Raw genomic sequence first — 21,984 nt, forward strand, 5'->3', positions numbered from 1 at the left:
ACCTGAATAATATCGTTGAACAGGATCATCGACGCATCAAGCGGCTGGTCCGGCCGGGGCTCGGGTTCAAGAGCTTCCACACGGCGCGCCGGACGGTCGCCGGCTACGAGATCCTGGCGATGGTGCGCAAGGGGCAGGTCACGGCCATTCCCGCCAACGACATGCCCACCCAGGCGACCTTCATCGCCAGCCTGTTCGGGACGGCCACCTGAAGACGCTGCCTCCGCGGCTCTCCGCGCCCGCCATCAAACTTTGCAACGGAGCCCCTGGAAGAGCGACTTTGCCAGATCAAGGCCGATGGTCGTAGCATGCATCTGGACGGTCTCCTTGATGAAGGACGTCAACACCCTTCATGTGGCACCACGATGCCGGAAACGGGGGGCGCCCATCCCATCAATGCCGCTTCTCAAATTCGCCCCCCAACGCTCACGAATCGACCTTCCGCAGTAAATCCTTGCGCACCGCATCATTATAAATTTCTAATTTGCTGACTTTGCATTAAAATTCCCTGAGGATACTTCTAAAACGGAGTTTCTGACTGCCACCTTGCTGCGGCTGACATTCATTTTCTTACCCCCATCGCGGTGTTTCAGCCATCGATTGGGTAAACCCACTTAAATCGTTCCGTTTCGGAAGTAATTTTAATACCGTACAAATCACAAACAATCCTTGCGGGCCACTTAAGGCCATCCCGCCCCAATAAGACCGCTGAACATCGGAAGCGGCACAGCCGATAACTTCTCTGATTACCGGAGGCTGTTATGTCGCATTGGAAAGCGATCACCATAGTATTATCTTTTTCGTGCTTGACGCCACAAGTTAACGCCGGCGAACTCACCTATACGCCCACCAACCCATCGTTCGGCGGGAATCCTTTTTACAGCCAGCATTTGCTTGGCACGGCGAACGCCAACAACAAGTTCGAGAAACCGCGAACCGACTCCGGCCTGATGCGGACGCAGGACCCGGCCAAGGAGTTCGAGCGGGTCATCCAGAGCAGCCTGCTGAGCCGGATCACCAGCCAGATCGCTGACCAGATCTATGGCGAAAACGCCCGCGACTCTGGGCGGTTCGTCATCGGCAGCACCACCGTCGAGTTCAACAAAGCCGCCACCGGCACCACCTCGGTGCGGATCAGCGACGCCACGTCGGGTGGTCAGACGGTGATCGAAATCCCGACCCCCTCCTACTGACCTTACGGTTTTTGAAAAGGCTCGGCCGCCCGGTGGGCGGACACGCCCAAGGCAGATCCTGAACCAATTTGGATTTTTACAATGCACATCAGAACCCTTCTGATGATGGCCGTCTGCGGCCTCGCTGTGACCGGTTGCGCTTCGGCCCGCCCCGAGATGGCGTTCGCGGAACCCCCGCAGCTTGAAGCGAAGACGGACATGCTGGACGATCTCCAGGCGCTGCCGCCACCGGTGCGGCAGTTGACCGTCGCGGTGTACAATTTTGAGGACCAGACCGGGCAAAACAAGCCCAACGACACCTTCTCCGAATACTCCCGTGCGGTGACGCAGGGCGGCTCGACCATTCTGGTCAACGCCCTGGAGCGGGCCGGTCGGAAGTCCTGGTTCAAGGTCGTGGAACGCAAGGGGCTTCCGGCCCTGCTGCAGGAGCGGCAGATCATCCGGGCCATGCGGGAAACCTACGGAGGCGCACAGAACCTCCCGCCCATGACCTACGCCGGCATCCTCTTGGAAGGCGGCATCGTCGGGTACGATTCCAACACCCTCACGGGCGGTTTTGGCGCTCGCTTCCTCGGGGTCGGGGCGGACACCCAGTACCGTCGGGACACCGTGACGGTCTATCTCCGGGCTGTGTCGGTCCAGACCGGCGACGTGCTGAAGTCGGTCAGCACCACCAAGACCGTCTACTCCGTGCTGCTGCGCGGCGGGGCCTTCCGCTTTGTCGGATTCAACAAACTTCTGGAGATCGAGACCGGCCTGACCACCAACGAACCGGTCCAGCTGGCCGTCAAGCAGGCCATTGAAAAAGCGGTCTACAGCCTGGTCATCGAAGGAGCCATGGACGGCTATTGGCAGTTCCGCGGCCCCGAAGCCAAACCCTTTGTCGAGAAATATTTGCAGGAACGGGACGGCGTTTTGGAACGCCAGACCCTCAAGGCCACCCCGGCAGATTTCAGGCCCGAGCAGGAACCCGTCATGGTGCCGCCGCCGGCCGGCCGGACCCCCACGGGGACCAACGGGGAACGCAGCATGGTGCCGCCGGTGGCGTCGCCGCAGGCCCCGCCGAGCGGGCCGACCTACGTCCTGCCCCAGACGCCATACCGGAGCGATCTCCCGCCGGTCCCGCCTCTGCCGGGTCCCCGCTGATTCGTTTGGCTCTTTGAAGCCGCCAAACAGAAACCTGAGGGAATCATACGATGAGACACCGTCTCCTGTCGTCCGTTGCCGCCGTCGCCATCACTTTGGCGGCCGGCGTCGCCTCGGCCCAATCCATCAGCAACCAAGCCTACATCGATCAGGCCGGCACCAACAACACCAACGAGCAGCTGCAGGACGGCGGGTCCGGCAACCACACGAGCAACGTCCAGAACGGCTCGGACAACAGCGTCGAGACGACCCAGACCCGTGGGGCTCTGAATCAGGCTCGCACCTCCCAAACCGGGGTGTGGAACACCACCACGCAGTTCCAGAGCGAAGGCACGGCCAATCAGCTAACGGCGACGCAGAACAGCACCGGGGCCGGCGGCAACTCCGTGCACCAGAATCAGTCGGCCGGCACCAACAACCGGGCCGGGGGCTCCCAGAACGGGGAGACCAACACCATCAGGCAGTTCCAGTCGGACAGCGCCGACGGTGTTATGGGGTTTTCTCAGAATGGAACCAGCAACCTCGCCGAGCAGCGCCAGGGCAGCGGCAGTCGACGGAATCAGATGCACGGCACCCAAGCGGGAACGGGCAACGCCAGCAGCCAGGGGCAGACCGGAGGCGTGGACTATTTCATGCAGGTCACCCAGGACGGCACCGCCAACATCAACACGCAGTACCAGAGCAGCGGCGTGCTGAACGAGATGTACGGAACCCAGGTGGGAACCGGCAACGAGAGCTCGCAGGAGCAATACCAGGGGTTCTACAACCGGGCTTGGGCGATCCAGGCCGGCGATGAGAATAGCATCAGGCAATCGCAGATTTTTGGCGGTACCAACCGGATGGTGGCTTCCCAGACGGGCGTGGACCACAACTCGGACCAGCGGCAGCAGACATACAACAGCTACGCCTACGTCGAGCAGTCGGGCAGCGACAACACCGCGTTTCAATCGCAGATCGGCTATGGGGGGATGACCGCTCAGATCCACCAGAGCGGCGGGATCCGCAACAACGCCACGCAGACCCAGACGGGCAGCGGCCACACCGTCGTGGCCCGGCAGATCGGCAGCCTGAACACCGCGACGCAGACGCAGACCAACCCCGGCGGCGGGGCGGCGGGGAACACCGCGTCGCTCCTCCAGGAGGGCAGCGGCAACACCATGGTCCAATACCAGGACGGGACGGAGAACATCGCCTCGGCCCACCAGAACGACGGCTCCTCCGCTCTGACCCTCAACGTCGGCCGGCAGGAGCAGGAAGGCCGCCTTAATTCCGCATCGCTGACCCAAACCGGCACCAACCTCTACTCGACCCAGTTCCAGGATGGCGTCAGCAACGCCATGGGGGCCGTCCAGACCGGGGCCGGTCACCGCAGCATTCAGACCCAGCGATAAACGGGCCGGGCGGTGAAGTGGCTTCACCGCCCCAATCCAACCGCCTGCATTCGTTAGGCTCTTTGAAGCCATCGCAAAAACAATCAGGGATCACATCATGAAGAACGTTCTGCTTTCGACCGTTGCCGCCGTTGCCATCACCCTGGCGGCCGGGGCCGCCTCGGCCCAGTCCATGGGCAACGCCGCCTACGTCGATCAGGCCGGCCTCAACAACACCAACGAGCAGCTGCAGGACAGCGGGTCCGGCAACTACACGAGCAACGTCCAGAACGGCTCGACCAACAGCGTCGAGACGACCCAGACCGGCGGCGATCGCAATCAGGCCCGCAGCACCCAACTGAACCAAGGGAACACCGCCACCCAGACCCAGACGGGCGGTGTCACCAACGAACTCTCCTCGGTGCAGGACGGCACGGCCACTGGCAACGCCGTGACTCAGACGCAGACCGACGGCACCTTCAACCGGGCCTGGGCGTCCCAGGTCGGTGCCGGCAATACCATCTCGCAGACGCAAGAAATCGGCGAGCAGAACCGTATGGACACCCGCCAGAACGGGGTCAACAACCTCTCGACCCAGACGCAGTTCGGCACTCGGGCGGGATATGCCTACATCGAGCAGACCGGGACCGCCAACAACGGCTGGCAGGGCCAAACCGGCGGGGCGAATCTCGACGCCCGCATCTATCAGAACGGCCTCAGCAACCTTAGCAATCAGGCGCAGCTCAATGGCGATAACGCCCGGATGGAAGCCCGCCAGGTTGGCACCGGCAACAATTCGGCGCAGCTGCAGTCGTCGGCCTACAACAGCTACGCGTACGTCGAGCAATCAGGCTCCAGCAACCTGTCTGGACAGTTCCAGTCGGGGACCGGCCTGGACGCCCGCATCCACCAGAGCGGCACGTCCAATACCGCATCCCAGCACCAGAACGGCGTGGATGATGTCGCCTTGATCCAGCAGCTCGGCGGCAGCCTGAATTCCGCGACCCAGACGCAGTTCGGCGTGCTCAACAACGCGTCGATCTACCAGAACGGCAGCAACAACTCGATGAGGCAGGAACAGACCGGCACCGGCAACACCGCGTCGGCCCAGCAGTGGGACGGCAACACCACCGGGAATTTGGGCGTCCAGACACAGACCGGCAACACCAACGTCGCGTCGCTGTATCAGAACGGCAACGACAACCAGTCGCACCAGTACCAGACCGGCGACAACAACACCATGGGAGCCATCCAGAACGGGCAGGGTCATCGCAGCACCCAGACCCAGCGGTGACCAGGTCCGCGCAAAAAACGGCGGCGGGGCTGAGCCCCACCGCCTTCTTGTTCTTGGGAGAATTGCCATGCGGACACTCGCCGTCGTCCTGACCCTGGCCACCACCCCCGCAGGGGCCGGCAACCTCGCCTACATCGACCAAGCCGGGATCGGGCATTGGGCCAGGCAGACCCAGACCGGGGTCAACGAAGCCACCATCCTGCAAGCCGGCAGCGGACACTGGGCCGAGCAGAACCAGTCGGGATCGAATGTCGGTTTGATCGACCAGACCGGCCACCGCCAGCTGGCTGCCATGGACCAGACCGGCACGAACGCCGCCCGCATCGCCCAGGCGGGCTCGGGCAATCGGGCCGCCCTGATGCAGGACGGGGCGGCGAATCAGGCGACTGTCAGCCAGTCCGGAACCAACAACAAATCTGTGGTGACCCAGAGCGGCAGCGGGAACGTCTCGTCCACCACCCAGCGGGGGGTGAACAATACCTCGGAGCACATACAGGACGGCGACCGCAACGAGGTCACCACGATCCAAGAAGGCCGCAGCACCCTGTCGATCACCCAATCCGGCACAAACAACACCTTTGACAGTCGGCTCTACGACGGATCGCAAGGGTTCCGCATCCAGCAGAGTGGCAACGGCATGGACCTCCGGGTGACTCAAACGCCCGCCCAGAGATAACTATCGTTGAGAAATGGCGCCGTGTTGCATGGATGGGCTCTGTCACGGCAACGGCGCCCGAGGCGCAGAGAACCTGCAGTCCCCCGACGGGATCACGCCGCAGCGGTGGCGGCCTGTCAGTCAGCCATGGCCTGTGTCAAACGACATCCCGGCAGCTCACGGTGAACCGCAGAGACAGCCAGATCGCATGCTGGATGATCGCGGGCGGAAATTGGTGGCGGGCATACGAGAGGGGAGACATCCCGCGAGGATACCGTCATGACCGGTGGGCCGCCACCTTTGCCGTGACAATGCCACCCTACCCGTTGCCGGTCGGGAATGGGGAGGGGGATCGTTGCCGTATGATCTCGCCGGCGCTATATTATGATAGCATTATTGATACTACGGCAGAGCGCATGGCGAAGGTCGAGGACATTCTGCGACGGATGCGGACCGTGCCGCACGATGTGCCATTCGCAGTCGTTGCAAAGGTTTGCGAACACTACTTCGGCACGCCGCGCCAACGTGGAACAAGTCACGCTGTGTACCGCACCCCTTGGCCTGGAGATCCTCGTGTCAACATCCAGCAGGGCAAGAACGGCAAGGCCAAGGGCTATAAGGTGAAGCAGGTCGTGCAGGCCATTGAGCGGCTGCTGGTCCAGGAGCGACAGGAGGACAATGATGCCGAATAGCCATTACACGTACCGTGTCACGTGGTCACCGGAAGACCAGGAACACGTCGCTACCTGCGCGGAGTTTCCCAGCCTCTCCTGGCTCGACGAGGACGAGATCGAGGCGCTGCGTGGCATCCGCACGCTCGTGGCAGAGACGATCGAAGATATGCGTGCGAACGGGGAGACCGTCCCCGAGCCGCTGGCCGACCGTGAGTATTCGGGAAAAATTCTGCTCCGCACCACGCCCGACGTGCATCGCCGTTTGGCAATCGAGGCGGCCGAGGCGAGGGTGAGCCTTAACCGCTATATGAACGCCAAACTATCGCTGAACAGTTAGACCGAATTCCGGTTCCTTCTGAACCGGAATTCGGTCTTTGCCTTTGATTTGACGAGCAGATTTACGCACCCGACCTTTTGGGTCGGGCGCGATCTGCTCTAGAGCGGATTCCGATCATTCTGGTTCGTGACCAGCGGCGGTGAAGAAGGCTCGACTATCGCTTGGCGTCACGTTGTCGATGGCGTCGCGGATAGCGTCCCATAGTTCCGGGAGGGTCCGGGCGGCGGCTTTCCTGAGGTGCGCCTTGATCTTGGAGAAGGTCATCTCGATGGGAGTGAAGTCGGGACTGTCGGGCGGCAGGAGCTTTAGCGTGGCGCCCGTCCGCTCGATTGCCGCTCGCACGGCGGGAAGCTTATGGGCGGGCAAGTTGTCCATCACGACGACGTCCCCGTGGCTCAGCGTCGGTCCCAGAACGCGTTCGACGTAAGCAAGAAAGGCCGCACCTCCCATGGCGCCGTCGCGCGGCATCGGGGCGGTGACGCCGGACAACCGGAGAGCGCCTACGACGGTCGTCGTCGTCCAGTGCCCATGGGGAACCGCAGCGCGGCAGCGTTCCCCGCGGCGCGCGAGGCCGTGCATCCGGGCCATCTTGGTGGAGGTTCCGCATTCATCGATGAACACCAACCGCTCTGGGTCCAGGTCTGGCTGGGCGTCGAACCAGGCTTGACGGCTGGCCGCTATGTCGGCGCGATCGTGTTCGGCAGCGTGCGCCGTCTTTTTTTCCGCGTCACACCGTGACGCTGGAAGAACCGGCACACGATGCTGGGCAGCGGCCGATACCCCACCGCCTCGTCCAGACCCTCGGCCACCTCCGCCAAGGTCAGGTCCGGCTTCTCTTCGACCCAGCCCAGAATGAGGTCCCGGTGTTCATCGATCCGATGTGAGCGGACGTTACCGCCACGCTTGTCCGGGGTCAGGTCTCCGCGTGTCCGCGTGTCCGCGCACGGCAGCGTGTTGCAGGGAGGTTCGACAGGTCGAGGAGATCCCTTTCCCAGTCGCCGCTCACACGACGCGGACGGACTTCGGGCGTCCGAAATCGAGCATGCGGTTGAGGACCTCGACGGCGACCACGATTTCGGTGGCTTGCGCCCCCTCGGTATGGGAGCGCAGGGCGTCGCCGATCACCCGCTTGAAGCGCCCGATCTGGGCCTCCACCAGGGCGCGCAAATTGTATCGGCTGTTGCGTTGTCAATTCAGCCGCCCGGTTTCGGCGATCCGCTGAAGGTGCCGGTCGCGCTGCGTCGGCGTGGTTTCGGCGGTGTCGCTGAGCACGGCGCCGACGCGCGGCGGCACCACGACCGCAGCCTCCGGATGGCGCGCCTGCATGTCGGCGTAAACGCCCAGACAGTCGTAGGCGCCGTCGCCCAGGAAGGCGGCGATCAGGTCAGCCACCTGATCCAGCAGCGGCCCGACCTGTGCGGCGTCATCGACCGCCCGGTCGGTCAGAGCCCGGCGACAATCCGGCCGCTTGCCACATCCATGCCGATGTGCAACTTCCGCCAGGATCGCCGCTTCTTCGTGCCGTGCTTTTCGATCAGCCATTCGCCGGGGCCGCACAGCTTCAGCCCGGTGCTGTCCACCAACAGGTCGATCGTGCCACCGGTCAGGCGTCGCGCCGGCAGGATCACGGTCCAGGCGCGTCGGCCGAGCGTGGTGTGGTCGGGCACCGGCAGATCCAGGCCGAGCAGCTGGAGGATTGAGCCGATCAGCCCCTCGGTCTGGCGCAGCGCCAACCGGAACACCGCGCGCAGCATCAGCGCCGTCGTGATCGCAAGATCCGAATAGCAGGCCTGGCCCCCGGCGTGCTCCGCGCCGCCGCCCTCCACGTCGCGATCGCCGCGTCGGTGAACCAGACGGTCAAGCTGCCCCGCCGCCGCAACGCCGCATCGTACTCCGCCGGGTTGGTCACGCGCCGCTTCGGTCGCGGGATATGATGGCGGCGGGCCGGCATTGGCCTTGTGCGGCATTAAAGCGAATTTGCATTCGCTTTAGATTCATATGGCCTCATGTGCCGGCCGGGCTTCGGCCACACGTGCGGCCGGGACCGCCGTCGCGGTCCAAAGCGGATGGAAATCCGCTTTAGGAAACCATGGGAGCAGCGGAACGGCGGCCCCTCTCTATCGCCGCCAGCGCCTCGCTGCAACACGCTGCTCTGGGACCATCCGGCGAACCGGCCGGACACCGGCGCGGTCAGTGCCCGGGCGGCTCCGCCAGCCAGTCTTCGCACCGCAGCCCGGCCACGTGGCTGAACTCACCGAGATTGCCCGTCACCACGACAAGACCGCGGCTGCGGGCGTGGCCGGCGATCATCAGGTCGTACGGTCCGATCACACGGCCCTGGCGCTCCAGCTCGGCGCGGATGTTGCCAAAATGGCCGGCGGCCTCCTCGTCGAAGGGCAGCACGTCGAGGCGGGCGGCCAGCCGCTCGACCTCGTGGCGCTTTTCGGCCGGACGGTCCGACTTGGCGGCGCCATGCAGCAGTTCGGCGAGCGTGACCGCCGAGATGCACAGGCCGCCCGCCTCGGCGTTGAGCCGGGCCCGGGCGCTCGGCGGGCGGTCGCGCAGGGCGCGGATGCAGACGTTGGTGTCGAGCATGTAGCGCAGCATCACCACGCCTCGCGCTCCTGGGCGGCGGGCTGGTCGCGGTCCGGAAAATCGATGCCGGGCGACTCGAAGAAATCGTCCCAGACGCTGTCCGCCGGGACGATGACCCGGCGCGCGCCCTCGCGCAGGATGACTACCTCGCGGACGTGCGCAGGAAACGATACGTCCTTGGGCAGCCGGACGGCTTGGCTGCGGTTGGACTGGAACAGGGTCGTGCGGATCGTCATGAACCACTTCCGGCGTATATCCCAACGGCGAGGGCCGCAATGCCGTCGTGATCGGCCGCGCTCTTTTCACGGGGCCTTGCCACGACGCGCTTGGTTCAGGCGCAAGGCGATGAAGTCCGAAGCGGCGGCCACCGGGCTTTTCCCCGCACCCGCACCATCAGCCCCGTCGCCGCCTCGCTCCGCGGCTCCAGCCGTCCGGGACAGCGGCCAGCCGGCGGTTTGCCGCACTGTTTCCGCCGCCCGCGCGTTGCCCCGGAACACCGGGAACATCCGGCACAGCTCATCCACCGCGGCCAGTCCCCCCCCCCCCGCGCCGCCAGGTGGCCTGGATCAGCGCCGCTTCCTCTTCGCTCACGGTGAACATCGCTCATGCCCCAAGGGTGCGGATCGGACCGGCGCCATCCGACATGACACCGGACCGGCCGGACAGCTCGGTTCGCATGCGCCGCCAAAGGAACCTTCCGGGTCCTGATCGAGGGACCGCGACGCCGGGCGGCGCTTTCGGACAAGGCCTTGGGGCATTGGATCATCCGGGTGGAAAGCGCTCCCTCGGAACAGAAGGTTTGGAATCGGCACGAGACCTGCGCCAGCCGAAAGCCCTCCCCGGTCCGGAGCCCGCGTTGTGAACAATGACGATGATGCCGTCTGGCGCCTGCCGGCAACGGTTCAGGGCCGTGACGTTCGGCTGAAGACCGGAGGCGAAGAGCCACCGCTCTCCCCGAACGGCAAAGCCCGGCTCCGGCGCATCGTGACCAAGGTCCCCGAAGTCATGGTAAAGCTGACCGGGCGCTCCCGAGGGATCGCCGGGCACCTCCTCGGGCAACTGGACTACATCACCCGCAACTGGCGCCTGCCCGCCGAAACGCAGGACGGCGAGCGCATCACTGACCGCGCGCGGTTGCTAGCCCTGCACGACGACTGGCTGCTCGCCAACGCGGCGGAAGGCCGGGGCAAGACTGGTCCGAACACCGCCCAGAGCGTCGCCATCACCCTGTCCATGCCGCCCGGCACCCCATCCGATCGGGTCGAGGCCGCGGTGCGCCACTGGGCACGGGAGACCTTCGCCGGCGCGCACGACTGGATCATGGCCCGCCACGATGACGCCGGGCACCCACACGTCCACGTCGCGGTTCGCGCGGTCGGCCCGGACGGCCGCCGGCTGGCGCCGGGTCCCGCCGACCTCCAGCGCTGGCGCGAGCGGTTCGCGCGCGAACTGCGGCGGCTCGGCGTCGAGGCCGAAGCGACGCCCCGCCTTGCCCGTGGCCGGATGCGCCGGGCCGACCGCCTGCCGGCCCGCAAGGCGGAGCAGCGCGGGGTCGAACCACGCGCGGCCGAGGCGATCCGTCACGCCGCCGACACCGATTCCGGCGCACCCTCCCCGCCCCTGCCGCAGAACTGGAGCCGTGACCTTCAGGCGCGGTACGACTCCGTCCGGCGCGCCTACCTGAACCACGCCGAGGCTCTGGACCGGAGAGATACGGCCGACCGCCGGCTGGCCCGGGACATCCGGCGGTTCGTAGCGGACATGCCGGTGCCGCTGACGCGCCGGCAAGCGCTCGCCGCCGCGCTGCGGAACGCACAAAACGGCGAACCGGGCCGCGACGCCCCCTCCCCTTCTTCGCTCGTTCAGGTGCAGGCGCTGGACTTGCCCCGGGCAAGCCCGTCCCAGCGGCCGCACCGCAGCGAACCCACCCCACCCCGCCCGCGAGGGCGCGGCTGAAGTCGGCTAATCAGCCACGGCGTGTGCATGGAAATCGCCGTGAGCCCATCGAAGGAGAGGGCCGACAACGGTTGACGTCTTGCACCGTGCAAGGCCGCTCATCCTTTTTCGGTACAGCGTCGCAGCGTCCGGCAGACCTTAACCCGCATCGGTTGCGCCAGCCCGCGAGCGGCACCGCTGGAGCAGCCGCACAGAGGCATTCGGTGCGCCAAGGTCGGTTATCGTTCGCAATTGCCCTCGCTGCCTCGGCGACCGGCGCAGAATGCCCCTTCCCCTTCTGCTACATCCACACCGCCGATTTTGACCTTTACCGGACGGTAAGATCGTCGGCTTTGGGCCAAAAGCAGCCGGGGAAAGCTTCACTCATAACGGGCATTCCGTCGACGCCTACGCGTACGCTGAGGGGGCTGAGCATTCGCTCCGTTCGGGGCTGCGGTCCGTCTCCAGTGGCCGCTCTCCTACGGCCACTCGTATGACACGTCACTGCGATCCGGATGGGTGTCCCCGGTATTCGGTAGCAAACACACCCACGGCCCGATAGCCGCCAAGCCTTTGATTTAGCTACACTCTAACCCATTCCCTTCCAATGAGGAAGCCATGGGCGACACCTACGTCATCTCCGGCCTGACCGCTAAGCGCGCCGAGGTCTCCGGCATCATCGCGGACCTTGAGAAGCGCATCGCTCAGCGCCGGGCGGACCTTGTTCACATCGACGCTGTGTTGCGCCTCTACGCCCCGGAAGTCGTTCCCGAGAACATCCCCGCCAAGGCCGTACGGAAGCGCAACGACTGGTTCAAGCCGGGCGAGCTGTCCCGCATGGTGCTGGATGTTCTGCGCGTTGCCCCAGCGCCCATGACCGGCAAGGAGATTGCCGTCAAAGTCATGGAGCGAAGGGGGTTTGACACTAACGACGCGCGGACTGCCCAGCTTATCGCCAAGGTCGTTCATAATGCAGTCACCCGGCAAGCCGCTGATTTGGTGGAGCGGGTGGAAGGCGGCAAGGTGACGGCGTGGAAGATAGCCCACACCATGTCGTAGAGCTTCATTACTCTCTCTCCGACAGGGACCGTTCATGCGGGGGCAAATCTATCCAGTTCCTGAATCGCATTTGCCACTTTGTCAATTTCACATGGTGCCTCCCACCGCGCGACAAAATTTCGTCGTTAAGGCAGCAATCGTCTAGCACCGTTAGTGCTGGCGGACTGTCCGCCTCTATCTTGAAGCGCTCGCTTTTGAATTTTGCGACGTCGCGCGCTGACGGATCTACCGTGCCATGTATCGTAGCAAGCAACTCCACATAGCGGCGGCATAGCGCTTCATGAAGCCTCGACCTGGCCGAGAATGGAAGAACAAGATCGGCCGCCGAAATGGCAGCCATGAACAAAGCTAACGCACCAGTTAGCCAACTTGGAAGTTGGGAAAATGCTGAGAAAGCCGCTGCTGATCCCGAAAAAACAGACAACGTCTTTCTAACAAACTCCATGGTGTCAAGGTGTTGGCGGCGCTTCAGATGATACCGCCAACTCTTCCCAACACTGATTGTAAGCCGCCTCACCTCCTCAGTAACGTCTATTACCTGCTGGGGGGCGGCAAAAACCTGTCCGGCGTCCTGACATTCGGTGGCCCCTGCGGAGGCGGAGGTGGGGGCGGAGGGGGCGGAGGTGGGGGCGGAGGGGGCGGCGGCGGAGGGGCAGGCCTCCCGTTCGTGCTTGATGTCGTCCACAGCAACTCTCCCATAATCGACCTCCGAAGGGATATCCTCATCGAAGGGGAGTCATAGTTCGCCGGCAAAGGCTCGTCACTGCGACATGACGCACAGCTCAATAATCAACTGCTATACGTCTTCCAGCCGCACCAACGGGCAGCCAATCGCCTTCATGCTGGCGAGGAAGAACGCGGCCGAGAAGCCACCCCGACTGAGCTTGCTGGCGACCGATGCCTTGCTCTCCGGGATGCCCATCTCGGTCAGTCGCTCGGCCAACTGCTCATAGGTCACGTCGCGCCGCTTCAGCTCGGCCTTCATAAACCGCTTGGTGCGGTCAACCCATTCCTGTTCCTCTGACATGCGCTGACTCCGTGTCGGATTCGATTAGGAGTTAGCATATTCGGCAACTTACCCGTTGACAAGCTCACGCTTTAAAGATAGCATTTCCGACAACAACACGCCGAAAACGCCACTATGTCACAGCACTTTCTCATGTCCGCCGCCGCTCGCACCGTCAGCCTGAAGCAGGTTGCGCGCATGACGGATGGGGAAGCCTGCGCGCTGTTCCGCAAAATTCGTTGGCCGAAAACGAACGGCGCCGCCGTGTGCCCGCACTGCGACTGCCCGAAGTGCTACGAGTACACCACCCGGAACGTGTTCAAGTGCAAGGCGTGCCGGAAGCAGTTCTCCGAAACCTCGGGCACCCTGTTCGCGTGGCGCAAGCTGCCAATCCGCGATTACCTGATCGCCATCGTCATCTTCGTCAACGCGGTCAAGGGCATCTCCGCCCTCCAGCTCGGCCGCGATCTCGACGTGCAGTACAAGACGGCCTACGTCCTGGCGATGAAGCTGCGCGAAGCCATGGCCGCTGAAGTGCGCGGCGTGGTGCTGGGAGGCGAAGGAGTCGAGGTTGAGGTTGACGGCTGCTACGTGGGCGGTCACGTCCGCCCTGAGAACAAGAAGGAAGACCGCAAGGATCGCCGCCGGGCTGAGAACCAGTCCGGCAAACGTCAGGTGGTTGTCGTGGCTCGTGAGCGCGGCGGCAAGACTGTAACCATGGTGTTCGGCACCGAAGAGGAGGGCGCCTCCTTCATCAAGGCCCGCATTGACCGGAACTCCATCGTCCATGCCGACGAAGCCGCCGGCTGGAACGCGTTGCATGCCCGCTTCGCTATGAAGCGCATCAATCACCAGGACGCCTACAGCGCGGACGGCGCCTGCACCAATCAGGCGGAGAGCTACTTTGCCCGCCTACGCCGGGCGCAGTGGGGCCAGCGCCACCGGATCTCCGGCAAGTACCTGACCCGCTACGCGGCGGAGATGGCGTGGCGCGAGGATCACCGCCGCGAGAGCAACGGGGAGCAGTTCCGCACCGTGGGCTTCCGGGCCGCCGCGCTGCCGCCGTCCGTGGACTGGTGCGGGTACTGGCAGAGGGGGGCGTGCAGCCTAATCCTATGCGTGCAAAGATTCGACTCTTTTTCGACTTGAGTTTAGCATCCCGCCACTGTGTTCGTGGGGAGGATGCAATGCAGGTGCAAGCAGTCGGCATACCGTGGTACCGGCGCGAAGACTGGGAAACACTCAAGCGCCTGTTCGCCGACGCGGATAAGCTACATGACGCTTACGATCAATGGCTCGTCAGCGCCGAAAAGCTCGCGAAGCATCTCAAGGCAAAGGGGATGATTGTCGAGCAAGTTCCCATCAATCCTGATGAGTTCGCCAACTGGTGCGGCATTAGACGCAAGCCTCTCGACGCCAAGGCACGCAACGACTTCGCCAACGAGTTCGTCGCCAGGAAGCACTTTTACGGAAACCGCTAAGGTCATCGCCACCTTCATGACAAGGATTTCTAACAAATGACTCAATACGAAGAGAGATACCGGCTCTCGCTGGAAGCTTACGACGACGCGAAGAAGAAGGCGATGGCGCTTGTTGCTGACATTGCCAATGTATCCTCATCATCTCAGTACAATCTGACTGAGTTCTTGTGCGCGAACTATGGTCTTGTTCATGGCGCCAGGAGAACTTATGAAATCCAAAAGCATCGATTTAAGATGGACGAATGGCCTGATGCCGAGACGGTTCGCTCCACCTTTCAAGGCCTGTCAGATAGCTTCATGGAAGCGCACCGAGCATGGTCCGCTATCCCGGAGACTGACCGCCGGCACCTGCGTGAGCCGCCTAAGGAGCCTTAAGCCATTCAACCCCATCGCCGTGTATGCGCAGAGTCGCGCCATCCTCTCGCTGAACGGTGACGATCATGCGCTCACCGGTAATGCGTTCAGCCAACCCGCAGATCGCGTTAAGTGTCGCTAAGGCTACGTCTTGCTGAGTCCATAAGGCGGCGCCCGGTTCGCTGCTAACTGCCATGACACTACTCCGGATCAAGGGCCGCCGTGCGGCGGCCCTGTTTGTTTACGAACAATCTGCCTGGGTGTGTTTGCTACCGAATACCGGGTGTCCCGGCATCGGCCGACTGATGGCTCGCACGTACACTGGGCGTCCGGCGAGCACGCCAAACACCGCCGCGGCCAGTGTGACAGCGACGAACAGGAAACCCATCGCTGTCCAATCGCCGGTGCGCTCGTGCATCAGCCCAACCGCCAGCGGCCCGGCAGCCGCCAGCGTGAGGCCTACGCTCTGCACCATGCCCGAGAGGTGGGCCGCCACATGCATGTCCCTCGCTCGCAGCACGATCAGCGTTAAGGCCACCGAGAACGTTCCTCCTTGGCCGAAACCAAGCAACATTGCCCATAGCCAAACAGATCCAAGTGGCGCGTAGAGACAGCCCAGCAACCCTGCCAGCGTCAGCGACAGCATTGCTAGCGCCACACCGCCCTGATGCCGACACCGTCCGGCGATGACGGGGGCCGTGAGCGCCGTGACGAGTTGCGCCATGATCGCGCAGGACGCCACCATGCCCGCAACGGTCGGGTCGCTCCCCCGATCGCGCAGGATCGGCGCAAGCCAGCTGAACACGATAAAGGCAAGCGACGATTGCAAGCCCATGAATAGCGTCACCTGCCACGCCAGGGGGTCGCGCCACACTCCGTGCACTTCCCATGGGTCGGGCGCGCGCCCCACAGACGCGCACCGCACTTGTGGCAGCCATACCATGGCCGCGACCAGCACCGGCAGTGCCCAAAAGGCCAAAGCCCACGACCAGCCACCAAAGACGTGTCCCAGCGGCGCTGTAGTGCCTGCGGCTATTGCACCGCCACCGCACAGCGCCGCGGTATAGATACCGGTCATTGAGGCCGTATGTTCTGGGAAATCGCGCTTCACTAGTCCGGGCAGCAGCGTGCCGATGATGCCCATGCCGGCACCCGCGATCAATGCGGCTGCGAACTGCGCGACAGAGTTTGGCACACAGCGTAGACCAATTCCTAAGGCCAGAATGAAGAGCACGCGGAAGATCGTCCGCTCAGCCCCCCAGCGACGCGCAAGGGCCGACCCCGCCAGCCCGAACAGGCCCAGGCACACCACTGGGCCGGTGGTTAGCCAACTGGCACTGGCTTCGGACATACCGGTATCGCGCACCACCTCCGCCAGAACGGGACCCAGGCTGGACAAGGCTGGGCGCAGGTTGAAGGCGATCAGCACAAGCGCACAAGCCACCAGCAAGGCCCGACGTGGCGCAGGCCGCACGGATACGCCAGCCTCAACGTCAACCGGTTGGCTGTCAGCTAGGGGCGCTGTTGAGGACGGAGGAGCCGTGTCGGTGGACCAGTCGCGCATCGTCTTGCGTCTTAGTAAGGACAGGTGAAATCATTGGAAGCGGGATAAGGAAACGGCCCATGCGACGGCAGGGAACGGCTTTATCAGTGCCCGCTCTCGGCTGTCCTGATCAGGATCGTGCAATCAAGGATCAGCAACGATGCCAATGGATCGATGCTGATGTCGGGTTGGTATTCTGCGCTGCCGGCCAATGAGTGCAGACGCTGGTCCGAACCGACGCTCCCGGAGAACCTATGGGTGTCCTATCTGCCATGTGGATCGGCGCCCGATCCCAAAAAGATGCGTTCGTCATGCACCTGTGAGATCGTGCGCCGGTTGGGAGTCACAATGGTCGCCACGCCGGGCTTGTTCAGGGGCTATCGGCCATGATGTGGGTGCCCGTTTCGCCGCGCAGCATCGGGATCGCCTCTTCAAGGCGCCCGATCATCACGCGGCGCCCGCCGCCTTCCAGGAACTGGATGGCCGCGTCGATCTTCGGACCCATGCTGCCGGGCGGGAAATGCCCCTCGGCGTGGAGCCGGCGGATCTCAGACAGGCTCACGCGATCGAGATTCCGCTGATCGGGCTTGCCGTAGTTGATCGCCACCCGCGACACTGCGGTTAGGATGATCATGTCTTTGATCCCCAGAACGTTGGCCATCAACGCGGTGGTCCGGTCCTTGTCGATGACCGCCTCGACGCCGCGGCGCTGTCCCATCCCTTCGCGGACGACCGGCACGCCGCCGCCGCCGCCAGCGATGACCACCGATCCGCTGTTGGCGACCGTCTGGATCAGGGAGATGTCGACGATGTGCTTCGGCGCCGGCGAAGGCACAACGTGGCGCCAGCCGCGCCCGGAATCCTCGCGCATGTTCCAGCCCATTTCGGCGGACAGCGCCCTGGCCTCCTCCTCGGTGTAGAAGTAGCCGATCGGCTTCGTCGGGTTCTGGAAGGCCGGATCGCGCGGATCGACCTCCACCTGGGTGAGCAGGCAGACGACGTGGCGCGGGTTGCCCTTAGCGCGCAGGGCGTTCTCCAGCGCCTGCATGAGGAGGTAGGCGATGCCGCCCTGACTGTGGGCAACGCAGATGTCGAGCGGCATGGGCTCGACGCGGCCGCGGGCGATGGCGTGCCGCAGCAGCATCTTGCCGACGACGGGCCCGTTGCCGTGGGTGATCACCAGCTCGGTGCCGAGTTCCATGACCGGCAGCAGGGAGCGGGCGGTGTCCGCCGCGATCTGCTTCTGCTCCTGGGCAGAGCCGCGGCTTCCCTCGGGGTGCATCGCGTTTCCGCCGATGGCAATGATGAGACGATCGGGGATATCTTCTCTCAACGACATTTCAATGTCTCCACGGGATCTCGGGAGCCGCGCTTCGCGGCCGGGCCTCGTCGCAGGCCCCTTCGGTGCGGTCCGCGGTTCTTTCCGCAACGGGCGGAGTGAACCGCGGACCGTGCAGCACCTCAGCGTGCGCGTGCTTCCTTGTCGGCAAAGGCCAGCAGAGCCTTCTCGAAGCACTCCATCGGCGGGTAGGTGATGCCCGCACCGATCATGCCAATGCCGGGCTCCTTGTGCGCGATGGCCGTGTTGATGACCGGCAGGATGCCCGTCTGCAGGACCTTGCGGATGTCGATGCCGGTCGGCACGCCGCGGAAGTTCAGCAGCGGGATGGTGACGTTCGGGTTCTCCGCCGAGGTGATCTCGACCATCCGGGTCGAGAAGCCGATCGCCTCCTCAATGGTGCCGCCGACGAGCGCCACGATGGCCGGCGCCGTGGCCATGGCGAAGCCGCCGATGCCGTAGGTCTCGGTGATCGCGCTGTCGCCGATGTCGAGGCCGGAGTCCTCCGGCTTGTAGCCGGCGAACAGAGGCCCGATCACCCTCTGCGCCGGCCCGGTGAACCACGTGTTTCCCGGCATGCCGCTGACGCGGATGCCGAACTCGACGCCGTTGCGGCACATGGTCGTGACGATCGTGCTGTGCTCGATGCCGTGCGCCGCGTCGAGGGCGCACTTGCACAGTGCCATCCAGGTCGGGCCCGAGAAGTAGTCGCTGCTGGCGACGAAGTCGAAGACCTCGCGTTTCTCCTTGGTGGAGAACCCGGTCTCCAGAATGAAGGGGGTCAGCTTCTGGATCAGCAACGCGGTGCCGGCATTGTTCCGGTTGTGGCACTCGTCACCCATGTGCAGCGCCTGGGAGAGGAGAAGCCGCAGATCAACCTCGCCGGCGATCTCCATCGCGTCGCGCAGCACCGGGCCGAAGACGTCGCGCATCCAGTTCAGTCGGGCGATGACGCTTTCGTCGTTGGCGCCCATCCGTAGGATCTTCGCCATCTGCTCGCTGAGATTGGTGTAGGCGACGTTGCCGTGCGTCCTGTTCCGGACGACGTGCATGAACATCGACGCCGAGGTCACGCCGGCCATCGAGCCGACGCAGTCGTGCTCGTGGCACGGAGAAAAATTAATCTCCCCGGAGCCGGCGAGTTCAGCCGCCTCGTCGATGGTCCGGGCAAGCCCCTCAAACACCAGCGCGCCGGTGACGGCGCCGCGCATGGCGCCGTTCATGCGCTCCCAGGCGATCGGCGGGCCGGCGTGCAGGATCGTCTTCTTGGTCATGCCGGGCACGACGTCGATGGCGCGACCGAAGCCGACCAGCACCGGGTGCGCGGCGATGATCCGTTCGACCGCCCGCTGGTTCGCCGCGGCGATCCGCTCGGCCACCCCCGGCTGCGACAGGGAGCCCAGGGCGGCGATCAGCTCCGGCTTGCCGCCGCCGGGCGGCCGCCAGTCGAGCTGGGTCACGCTGGCGCCTTGCCGGACGAGGTCATCCTTGAACAGCTCGATGCCGACGTTGATGACGTTCACGCCCTGGAACAGTTCGTTGATCTTGCTCATCACTGAATTCCCTTTTCCACAAAGCCGCGGGCCAGCAGGCCGGCGTTCGTGCAGCTGCTCGCGATCGTCACGCCGGCGTCGGACAGCTTGCGCGTCTGCTCGCCCAGGGCCGGGGTGTCCATTTCCGTCCCCAGCACGTAGCCGAGGATCTCCAGGTGCCGCCCCTCGGCCGCGGCAGCCCGCTTGGCATCGAGAATGGCGGGCAGCATCACGCCCACGGGGTCGGGGTGCGCGCCGTAGCCGAGGATGAAGTCGAGGACGATGACACCGACCGACGGATCACGCGCCTCCTCGATGAAGCGCGCCGTGCGCAGCGACGGGTCGATCATCGGATGCGGCTTGCCGCGCGTGAACTCGTCGTCGCCGAAATCGATGAAGGTGTGCTCCCGGCTGAGATTGACGTCCACCAGTCGGTGCGCCGGGTCCTTCGCGATGTTGCTGTAGACGTTGGAATACTTTTCCTCGGCCAGCAGCATCATCTCGTAGCACAGCGTGCCGCCGCACAGCAGGGCGCGGATGTACTTCTGTTCGGGCTGCAGTTTGGCCTTGGTTTCTTCGATCAGGGGCAGGTTCAGCGCGCGCTTGTTGATCTCCTCCTCCTTCTTCCCGCCAAGGATCACGGCCTTGAGCGCCGCTTCCTTGGTGGTCTTGGCGAAGTGGGCGCCGGCCTTCACCACCGCCTCCTCCGAGCCGCCGAGGAGGCAGACGACGACCGGCTTGTGGCACGCGGCGACCTCGCGCAGGACCGTCTCCTGCACCGCCTTGGCCGGCGGCTTTGACACCAGGACGATGACCTGGGTGGCCTCGTCGGCATCGAGCGCCCGCAGGGCGTCGATCATCATGATGCCGCCGACCTTCTCGCTCAGGTCACGACCGCCGGTGCCGATCATCTGCGTCAGCCCGCCGCCGAAATCATGGATGCGGGCGGCAATCTCCTGGCTGCCGGTGCCCGAGGCGCCGACGAGGCCGATGTTGCCCTTGCGCACGGCGTTGGCGAAGCAGAGCCCGACATGGCCCAGCATGGCGGTGCCGCAGTCCGGCCCCATCATCAGCAGGCCCTTGTCGTGCGCCAGCCGCTTCAGCGCCACCTCGTCGTCGATGCCGACGTTATCGCTGAACATTAGGACGTGCAGGCCGTTTTGGAGCGCCCGCTTCGCCTCCAGCGCGGCGAAGTCGCCGGGCACGGAGATGATCGCCAGGTTGGCGCGGGGGTTGTGGGCGACGGCGGATTCGAGGGTGGCGTACGTCACCTGCCCGGTGCCGGCGGGAGCCGACTTCTGCTTGAACAGGGCGTCGATCTCCTCGAGCGCCCGCTCGCCCGCGGCGTCCGTCTCGGCCCGGACGACGATCATCAGGTCGCCGCTCTTGGCCTCGGCCAGTTCCGGCGCCAACATGCCGACGTTGCGCAGGACCTCCTTGTTCATCTCGGTCGCCATCGCCACGACCGCCTGCTCAACCCCGGCGATGGTGTTCGCGCGGGTCGACAGCGACATGAGTGACACCGAGTCGAAGTAGGTGTTCTTCTTAATGACGATCTTGAGAGCCATGATGGTGTTCTCCAGTTGTCAGAGCCGCTTCCAGGCCGCACACGAGGCCCCAAGCGATGTCTGTTCCCGACGACGACCCGATGCGTAGGACGTCGTCGAGTGCCGGGCGGAACTGCCCCTGATGTTTGCCAAGCAGTTCGGACGTGAGCCGGGCGACGGAGTCCCGGACCTTGCCCTGTGCGGCCATTTTGATGGCCGCGTGGCTGATGGCGTTGGTGTTGGCCTTGGACATCAGCACCACGGAGGCGCAGAAGTCCTGATACGGCGGTGCAAGCGGTCCTGCGGCGCTGAGCGCAGCCATAAGGCCGACCAGGAAATCGTCCCCTGACGGCGTCAGTCCTGGACCAAGGCCGATCAGTTGCTTGGCGTGCGTGAGAGCAGCCGCCGTATCGCCGTGCTCCAACGCCTCCAGGAGCTGCGTGGCGGCGCGTTGAAGCATCTCGCTGGTGACGCGGGAGACGGCCGGCCCATCCGGCGCCGGGATCATGCCGCCCCGGCTGCCGTAGCGCTCAATGTGCGCGCGGGCGGCTGTGAGCCGCACGCGCAGCGTGTCGTGGCCACACGCCGGAACCGGCGGCGCCATCCGCCATTCAGCCGCGTGCGTGAGTGCGACGATGACCTTGCCCCGGATCGACAGCGCGCCATCGGCGGCGGCGGGGTCACCGGCCACGACCCCGATCGCCTGGAAATTCGGCACCTCCACGACCAGCGTGTTCGGCCCGTCGTCCATTCCGTCGGCCATCAGCGTGTAGAGATCGCCGCTGACGGCGCATTGCAGATTGATCGCCCTGTCGAACACGCTGTGGACAACCCCGCGGAACTGCGCCTGCATGATGGAGGCGATGAACGCGGCGTCTCCGGAGCGCGCCTGTAGGATGGTTGCTTCGTACATGGGTCCGTCGG

General features: G+C 64.5%; 23 protein-coding genes and 1 pseudogene. 13 read left to right on the plus strand and 11 right to left on the minus strand.

What is annotated here, in order from left to right:
- The 8 genes from J2852_RS27070 to J2852_RS27105 form a co-directional block, all read left to right on the plus strand.
- On the plus strand, positions 1–212 hold a 212-nt coding region (locus J2852_RS27070; RefSeq protein WP_209881709.1), incomplete at its 5' end, for a DDE-type integrase/transposase/recombinase.
- Between the two features lie 549 nt (positions 213–761).
- On the plus strand, positions 762–1,193 hold the full coding sequence (locus J2852_RS27075) for a curli assembly protein CsgF (protein WP_209881711.1): 432 nt from the start codon (positions 762–764) through the stop codon (positions 1,191–1,193).
- A gap of 81 nt (positions 1,194–1,274) precedes the next feature.
- Positions 1,275–2,339 (plus strand): CsgG/HfaB family protein, encoded by a 1,065-nt coding sequence (locus J2852_RS27080; RefSeq protein ID WP_209881713.1) that lies wholly within the window; start codon positions 1,275–1,277, stop codon positions 2,337–2,339.
- 50 nt (positions 2,340–2,389) lie between these two features.
- Positions 2,390–3,730, plus strand: coding sequence for a hypothetical protein (locus J2852_RS27085; RefSeq protein WP_209881715.1), 1,341 nt, complete (start codon positions 2,390–2,392; stop codon positions 3,728–3,730).
- A 97-nt stretch (positions 3,731–3,827) separates the two neighbouring features.
- On the plus strand, positions 3,828–5,003 hold the full coding sequence (locus J2852_RS27090) for a hypothetical protein (protein WP_209881717.1): 1,176 nt from the start codon (positions 3,828–3,830) through the stop codon (positions 5,001–5,003).
- 67 nt (positions 5,004–5,070) lie between these two features.
- The gene (locus J2852_RS27095) at positions 5,071–5,679 is read left to right on the plus strand and encodes a hypothetical protein (protein ID WP_209881718.1); all 609 of its coding nucleotides are present in this window, start codon (positions 5,071–5,073) and stop codon (positions 5,677–5,679) included.
- Between the two features lie 395 nt (positions 5,680–6,074).
- The gene (locus tag J2852_RS27100; RefSeq protein ID WP_209881720.1) at positions 6,075–6,350 is read left to right on the plus strand and encodes a hypothetical protein; all 276 of its coding nucleotides are present in this window, start codon (positions 6,075–6,077) and stop codon (positions 6,348–6,350) included.
- A complete protein-coding gene (locus tag J2852_RS27105; protein WP_209881722.1) occupies positions 6,337–6,669 on the plus strand; it encodes a type II toxin-antitoxin system HicB family antitoxin in 333 nt (110 codons plus the stop codon). Before J2852_RS27100 ends, J2852_RS27105 begins: the two co-directional genes overlap by 14 nt.
- A gap of 114 nt (positions 6,670–6,783) precedes the next feature.
- Here the strand turns inward: J2852_RS27105 and J2852_RS27110 are convergent, their stop codons facing one another.
- The 5 genes and pseudogenes from J2852_RS27110 to J2852_RS27130 all read right to left on the minus strand — a co-directional run bounded on the left by J2852_RS27110 (position 6,784) and on the right by J2852_RS27130 (position 9,770).
- Positions 6,784–7,425 carry an IS630 family transposase gene (locus tag J2852_RS27110; protein WP_209881724.1) on the minus strand — a complete coding sequence of 214 codons (642 nt, stop codon included), beginning with the start codon at positions 7,423–7,425 and terminating at the stop codon, positions 6,784–6,786.
- 246 nt (positions 7,426–7,671) lie between these two features.
- Positions 7,672–8,636, minus strand: a pseudogene (locus J2852_RS27115) (IS5 family transposase).
- 223 nt (positions 8,637–8,859) lie between these two features.
- On the minus strand, positions 8,860–9,276 hold the full coding sequence (gene vapC, locus J2852_RS27120; protein ID WP_209881783.1) for a type II toxin-antitoxin system tRNA(fMet)-specific endonuclease VapC: 417 nt from the start codon (positions 9,274–9,276) through the stop codon (positions 8,860–8,862).
- Positions 9,276–9,500 (minus strand): type II toxin-antitoxin system VapB family antitoxin, encoded by a 225-nt coding sequence (vapB, locus tag J2852_RS27125; protein WP_211112356.1) that lies wholly within the window; start codon positions 9,498–9,500, stop codon positions 9,276–9,278. Before vapB ends, vapC begins: the two co-directional genes overlap by 1 nt.
- Before the next feature lie 66 nt (positions 9,501–9,566).
- Positions 9,567–9,770, minus strand: a complete 204-nt coding sequence (locus tag J2852_RS27130) for a hypothetical protein (protein ID WP_209881726.1) — start codon at positions 9,768–9,770, stop codon at positions 9,567–9,569.
- Positions 9,771–10,122: 352 nt separating this feature from the next.
- On the opposite strand from J2852_RS27130, the gene J2852_RS27135 reads away from it, so the two are divergent.
- Together J2852_RS27135 and J2852_RS27140 are read left to right on the plus strand one after the other, a co-directional pair.
- Positions 10,123–11,220 carry a relaxase/mobilization nuclease domain-containing protein gene (locus J2852_RS27135; protein ID WP_209881729.1) on the plus strand — a complete coding sequence of 366 codons (1,098 nt, stop codon included), beginning with the start codon at positions 10,123–10,125 and terminating at the stop codon, positions 11,218–11,220.
- A gap of 597 nt (positions 11,221–11,817) precedes the next feature.
- On the plus strand, positions 11,818–12,258 hold the full coding sequence (locus J2852_RS27140; RefSeq protein ID WP_209881731.1) for a hypothetical protein: 441 nt from the start codon (positions 11,818–11,820) through the stop codon (positions 12,256–12,258).
- A 796-nt stretch (positions 12,259–13,054) separates the two neighbouring features.
- On the opposite strand, the gene J2852_RS27145 is transcribed toward J2852_RS27140, so the two are convergent.
- The gene (locus J2852_RS27145; RefSeq protein WP_209881733.1) at positions 13,055–13,285 is read right to left on the minus strand and encodes a DUF6471 domain-containing protein; all 231 of its coding nucleotides are present in this window, start codon (positions 13,283–13,285) and stop codon (positions 13,055–13,057) included.
- 114 nt (positions 13,286–13,399) lie between these two features.
- Here J2852_RS27145 and J2852_RS27150 point away from each other — a divergent pair, with 114 nt between their 5' ends.
- Genes J2852_RS27150 through J2852_RS27160 form a run of 3 tightly spaced genes read left to right on the plus strand, consistent with a single transcriptional unit; the run spans position 13,400 to position 15,120 of the window.
- A complete protein-coding gene (locus J2852_RS27150; protein ID WP_209881735.1) occupies positions 13,400–14,413 on the plus strand; it encodes an IS1595 family transposase in 1,014 nt (337 codons plus the stop codon).
- A gap of 38 nt (positions 14,414–14,451) precedes the next feature.
- Positions 14,452–14,745, plus strand: a complete 294-nt coding sequence (locus J2852_RS27155) for a hypothetical protein (RefSeq protein WP_209881737.1) — start codon at positions 14,452–14,454, stop codon at positions 14,743–14,745.
- A 36-nt stretch (positions 14,746–14,781) separates the two neighbouring features.
- Positions 14,782–15,120 carry a hypothetical protein gene (locus J2852_RS27160; RefSeq protein WP_209881739.1) on the plus strand — a complete coding sequence of 113 codons (339 nt, stop codon included), beginning with the start codon at positions 14,782–14,784 and terminating at the stop codon, positions 15,118–15,120.
- A gap of 220 nt (positions 15,121–15,340) precedes the next feature.
- On the opposite strand, the gene J2852_RS27165 is transcribed toward J2852_RS27160, so the two are convergent.
- From J2852_RS27165 to J2852_RS27185, 5 genes are all read right to left on the minus strand, one after another.
- Positions 15,341–16,528 carry a CynX/NimT family MFS transporter gene (locus J2852_RS27165; RefSeq protein WP_343206830.1) on the minus strand — a complete coding sequence of 396 codons (1,188 nt, stop codon included), beginning with the start codon at positions 16,526–16,528 and terminating at the stop codon, positions 15,341–15,343.
- A 484-nt stretch (positions 16,529–17,012) separates the two neighbouring features.
- Positions 17,013–17,981 (minus strand): carbamate kinase, encoded by a 969-nt coding sequence (gene arcC / locus J2852_RS27170; protein ID WP_209881742.1) that lies wholly within the window; start codon positions 17,979–17,981, stop codon positions 17,013–17,015.
- A gap of 122 nt (positions 17,982–18,103) precedes the next feature.
- The gene (locus tag J2852_RS27175) at positions 18,104–19,534 is read right to left on the minus strand and encodes a YlbE family protein (RefSeq protein ID WP_209881744.1); all 1,431 of its coding nucleotides are present in this window, start codon (positions 19,532–19,534) and stop codon (positions 18,104–18,106) included.
- Entirely contained in the window at positions 19,534–21,081 is a 1,548-nt protein-coding gene (gene fdrA / locus J2852_RS27180; protein ID WP_209881746.1) for an acyl-CoA synthetase FdrA, read from the minus strand. The genes J2852_RS27175 and fdrA overlap by 1 nt, the downstream gene beginning before the upstream one ends.
- Positions 21,059–21,973, minus strand: a complete 915-nt coding sequence (locus J2852_RS27185) for an oxamate carbamoyltransferase subunit AllH family protein (protein ID WP_209881748.1) — start codon at positions 21,971–21,973, stop codon at positions 21,059–21,061. The genes fdrA and J2852_RS27185 overlap by 23 nt, the downstream gene beginning before the upstream one ends.
- Positions 21,974–21,984 lie beyond the last annotated feature (11 nt).

The sequence above is a fragment of the Azospirillum soli genome, from assembly GCF_017876165.1.
Lineage (GTDB): Bacteria > Pseudomonadota > Alphaproteobacteria > Azospirillales > Azospirillaceae > Azospirillum > Azospirillum soli.

Excerpts from the sequence above, each read along its gene's own strand:
- J2852_RS27075 (WP_209881711.1), top strand. The coding sequence starts at position 762 with ATGTCGCATTGGAAAGCGATCACCATAGTATTATCTTTTTCGTGCTTG.
- J2852_RS27080 (WP_209881713.1), top strand. The coding sequence starts at position 1,275 with ATGCACATCAGAACCCTTCTGATGATGGCCGTCTGCGGCCTCGCTGTG.
- J2852_RS27085 (WP_209881715.1), top strand. The coding sequence starts at position 2,390 with ATGAGACACCGTCTCCTGTCGTCCGTTGCCGCCGTCGCCATCACTTTG.
- J2852_RS27090 (WP_209881717.1), top strand. The coding sequence starts at position 3,828 with ATGAAGAACGTTCTGCTTTCGACCGTTGCCGCCGTTGCCATCACCCTG.
- J2852_RS27095 (WP_209881718.1), top strand. The coding sequence starts at position 5,071 with ATGCGGACACTCGCCGTCGTCCTGACCCTGGCCACCACCCCCGCAGGG.
- J2852_RS27100 (WP_209881720.1), top strand. The coding sequence starts at position 6,075 with ATGGCGAAGGTCGAGGACATTCTGCGACGGATGCGGACCGTGCCGCAC.
- J2852_RS27105 (WP_209881722.1), top strand. The coding sequence starts at position 6,337 with ATGATGCCGAATAGCCATTACACGTACCGTGTCACGTGGTCACCGGAA.
- vapC (WP_209881783.1), bottom strand. The coding sequence starts at position 9,276 with ATGCTGCGCTACATGCTCGACACCAACGTCTGCATCCGCGCCCTGCGC.
- vapB (WP_211112356.1), bottom strand. The coding sequence starts at position 9,500 with ATGACGATCCGCACGACCCTGTTCCAGTCCAACCGCAGCCAAGCCGTC.
- J2852_RS27130 (WP_209881726.1), bottom strand. The coding sequence starts at position 9,770 with ATGTTCCCGGTGTTCCGGGGCAACGCGCGGGCGGCGGAAACAGTGCGG.
- J2852_RS27140 (WP_209881731.1), top strand. The coding sequence starts at position 11,818 with ATGGGCGACACCTACGTCATCTCCGGCCTGACCGCTAAGCGCGCCGAG.
- J2852_RS27145 (WP_209881733.1), bottom strand. The coding sequence starts at position 13,285 with ATGTCAGAGGAACAGGAATGGGTTGACCGCACCAAGCGGTTTATGAAG.
- J2852_RS27150 (WP_209881735.1), top strand. The coding sequence starts at position 13,400 with ATGTCACAGCACTTTCTCATGTCCGCCGCCGCTCGCACCGTCAGCCTG.
- J2852_RS27155 (WP_209881737.1), top strand. The coding sequence starts at position 14,452 with ATGCAGGTGCAAGCAGTCGGCATACCGTGGTACCGGCGCGAAGACTGG.
- J2852_RS27160 (WP_209881739.1), top strand. The coding sequence starts at position 14,782 with ATGACTCAATACGAAGAGAGATACCGGCTCTCGCTGGAAGCTTACGAC.
- arcC (WP_209881742.1), bottom strand. The coding sequence starts at position 17,981 with ATGTCGTTGAGAGAAGATATCCCCGATCGTCTCATCATTGCCATCGGC.
- J2852_RS27175 (WP_209881744.1), bottom strand. The coding sequence starts at position 19,534 with ATGAGCAAGATCAACGAACTGTTCCAGGGCGTGAACGTCATCAACGTC.
- fdrA (WP_209881746.1), bottom strand. The coding sequence starts at position 21,081 with ATGGCTCTCAAGATCGTCATTAAGAAGAACACCTACTTCGACTCGGTG.
- J2852_RS27185 (WP_209881748.1), bottom strand. The coding sequence starts at position 21,973 with ATGTACGAAGCAACCATCCTACAGGCGCGCTCCGGAGACGCCGCGTTC.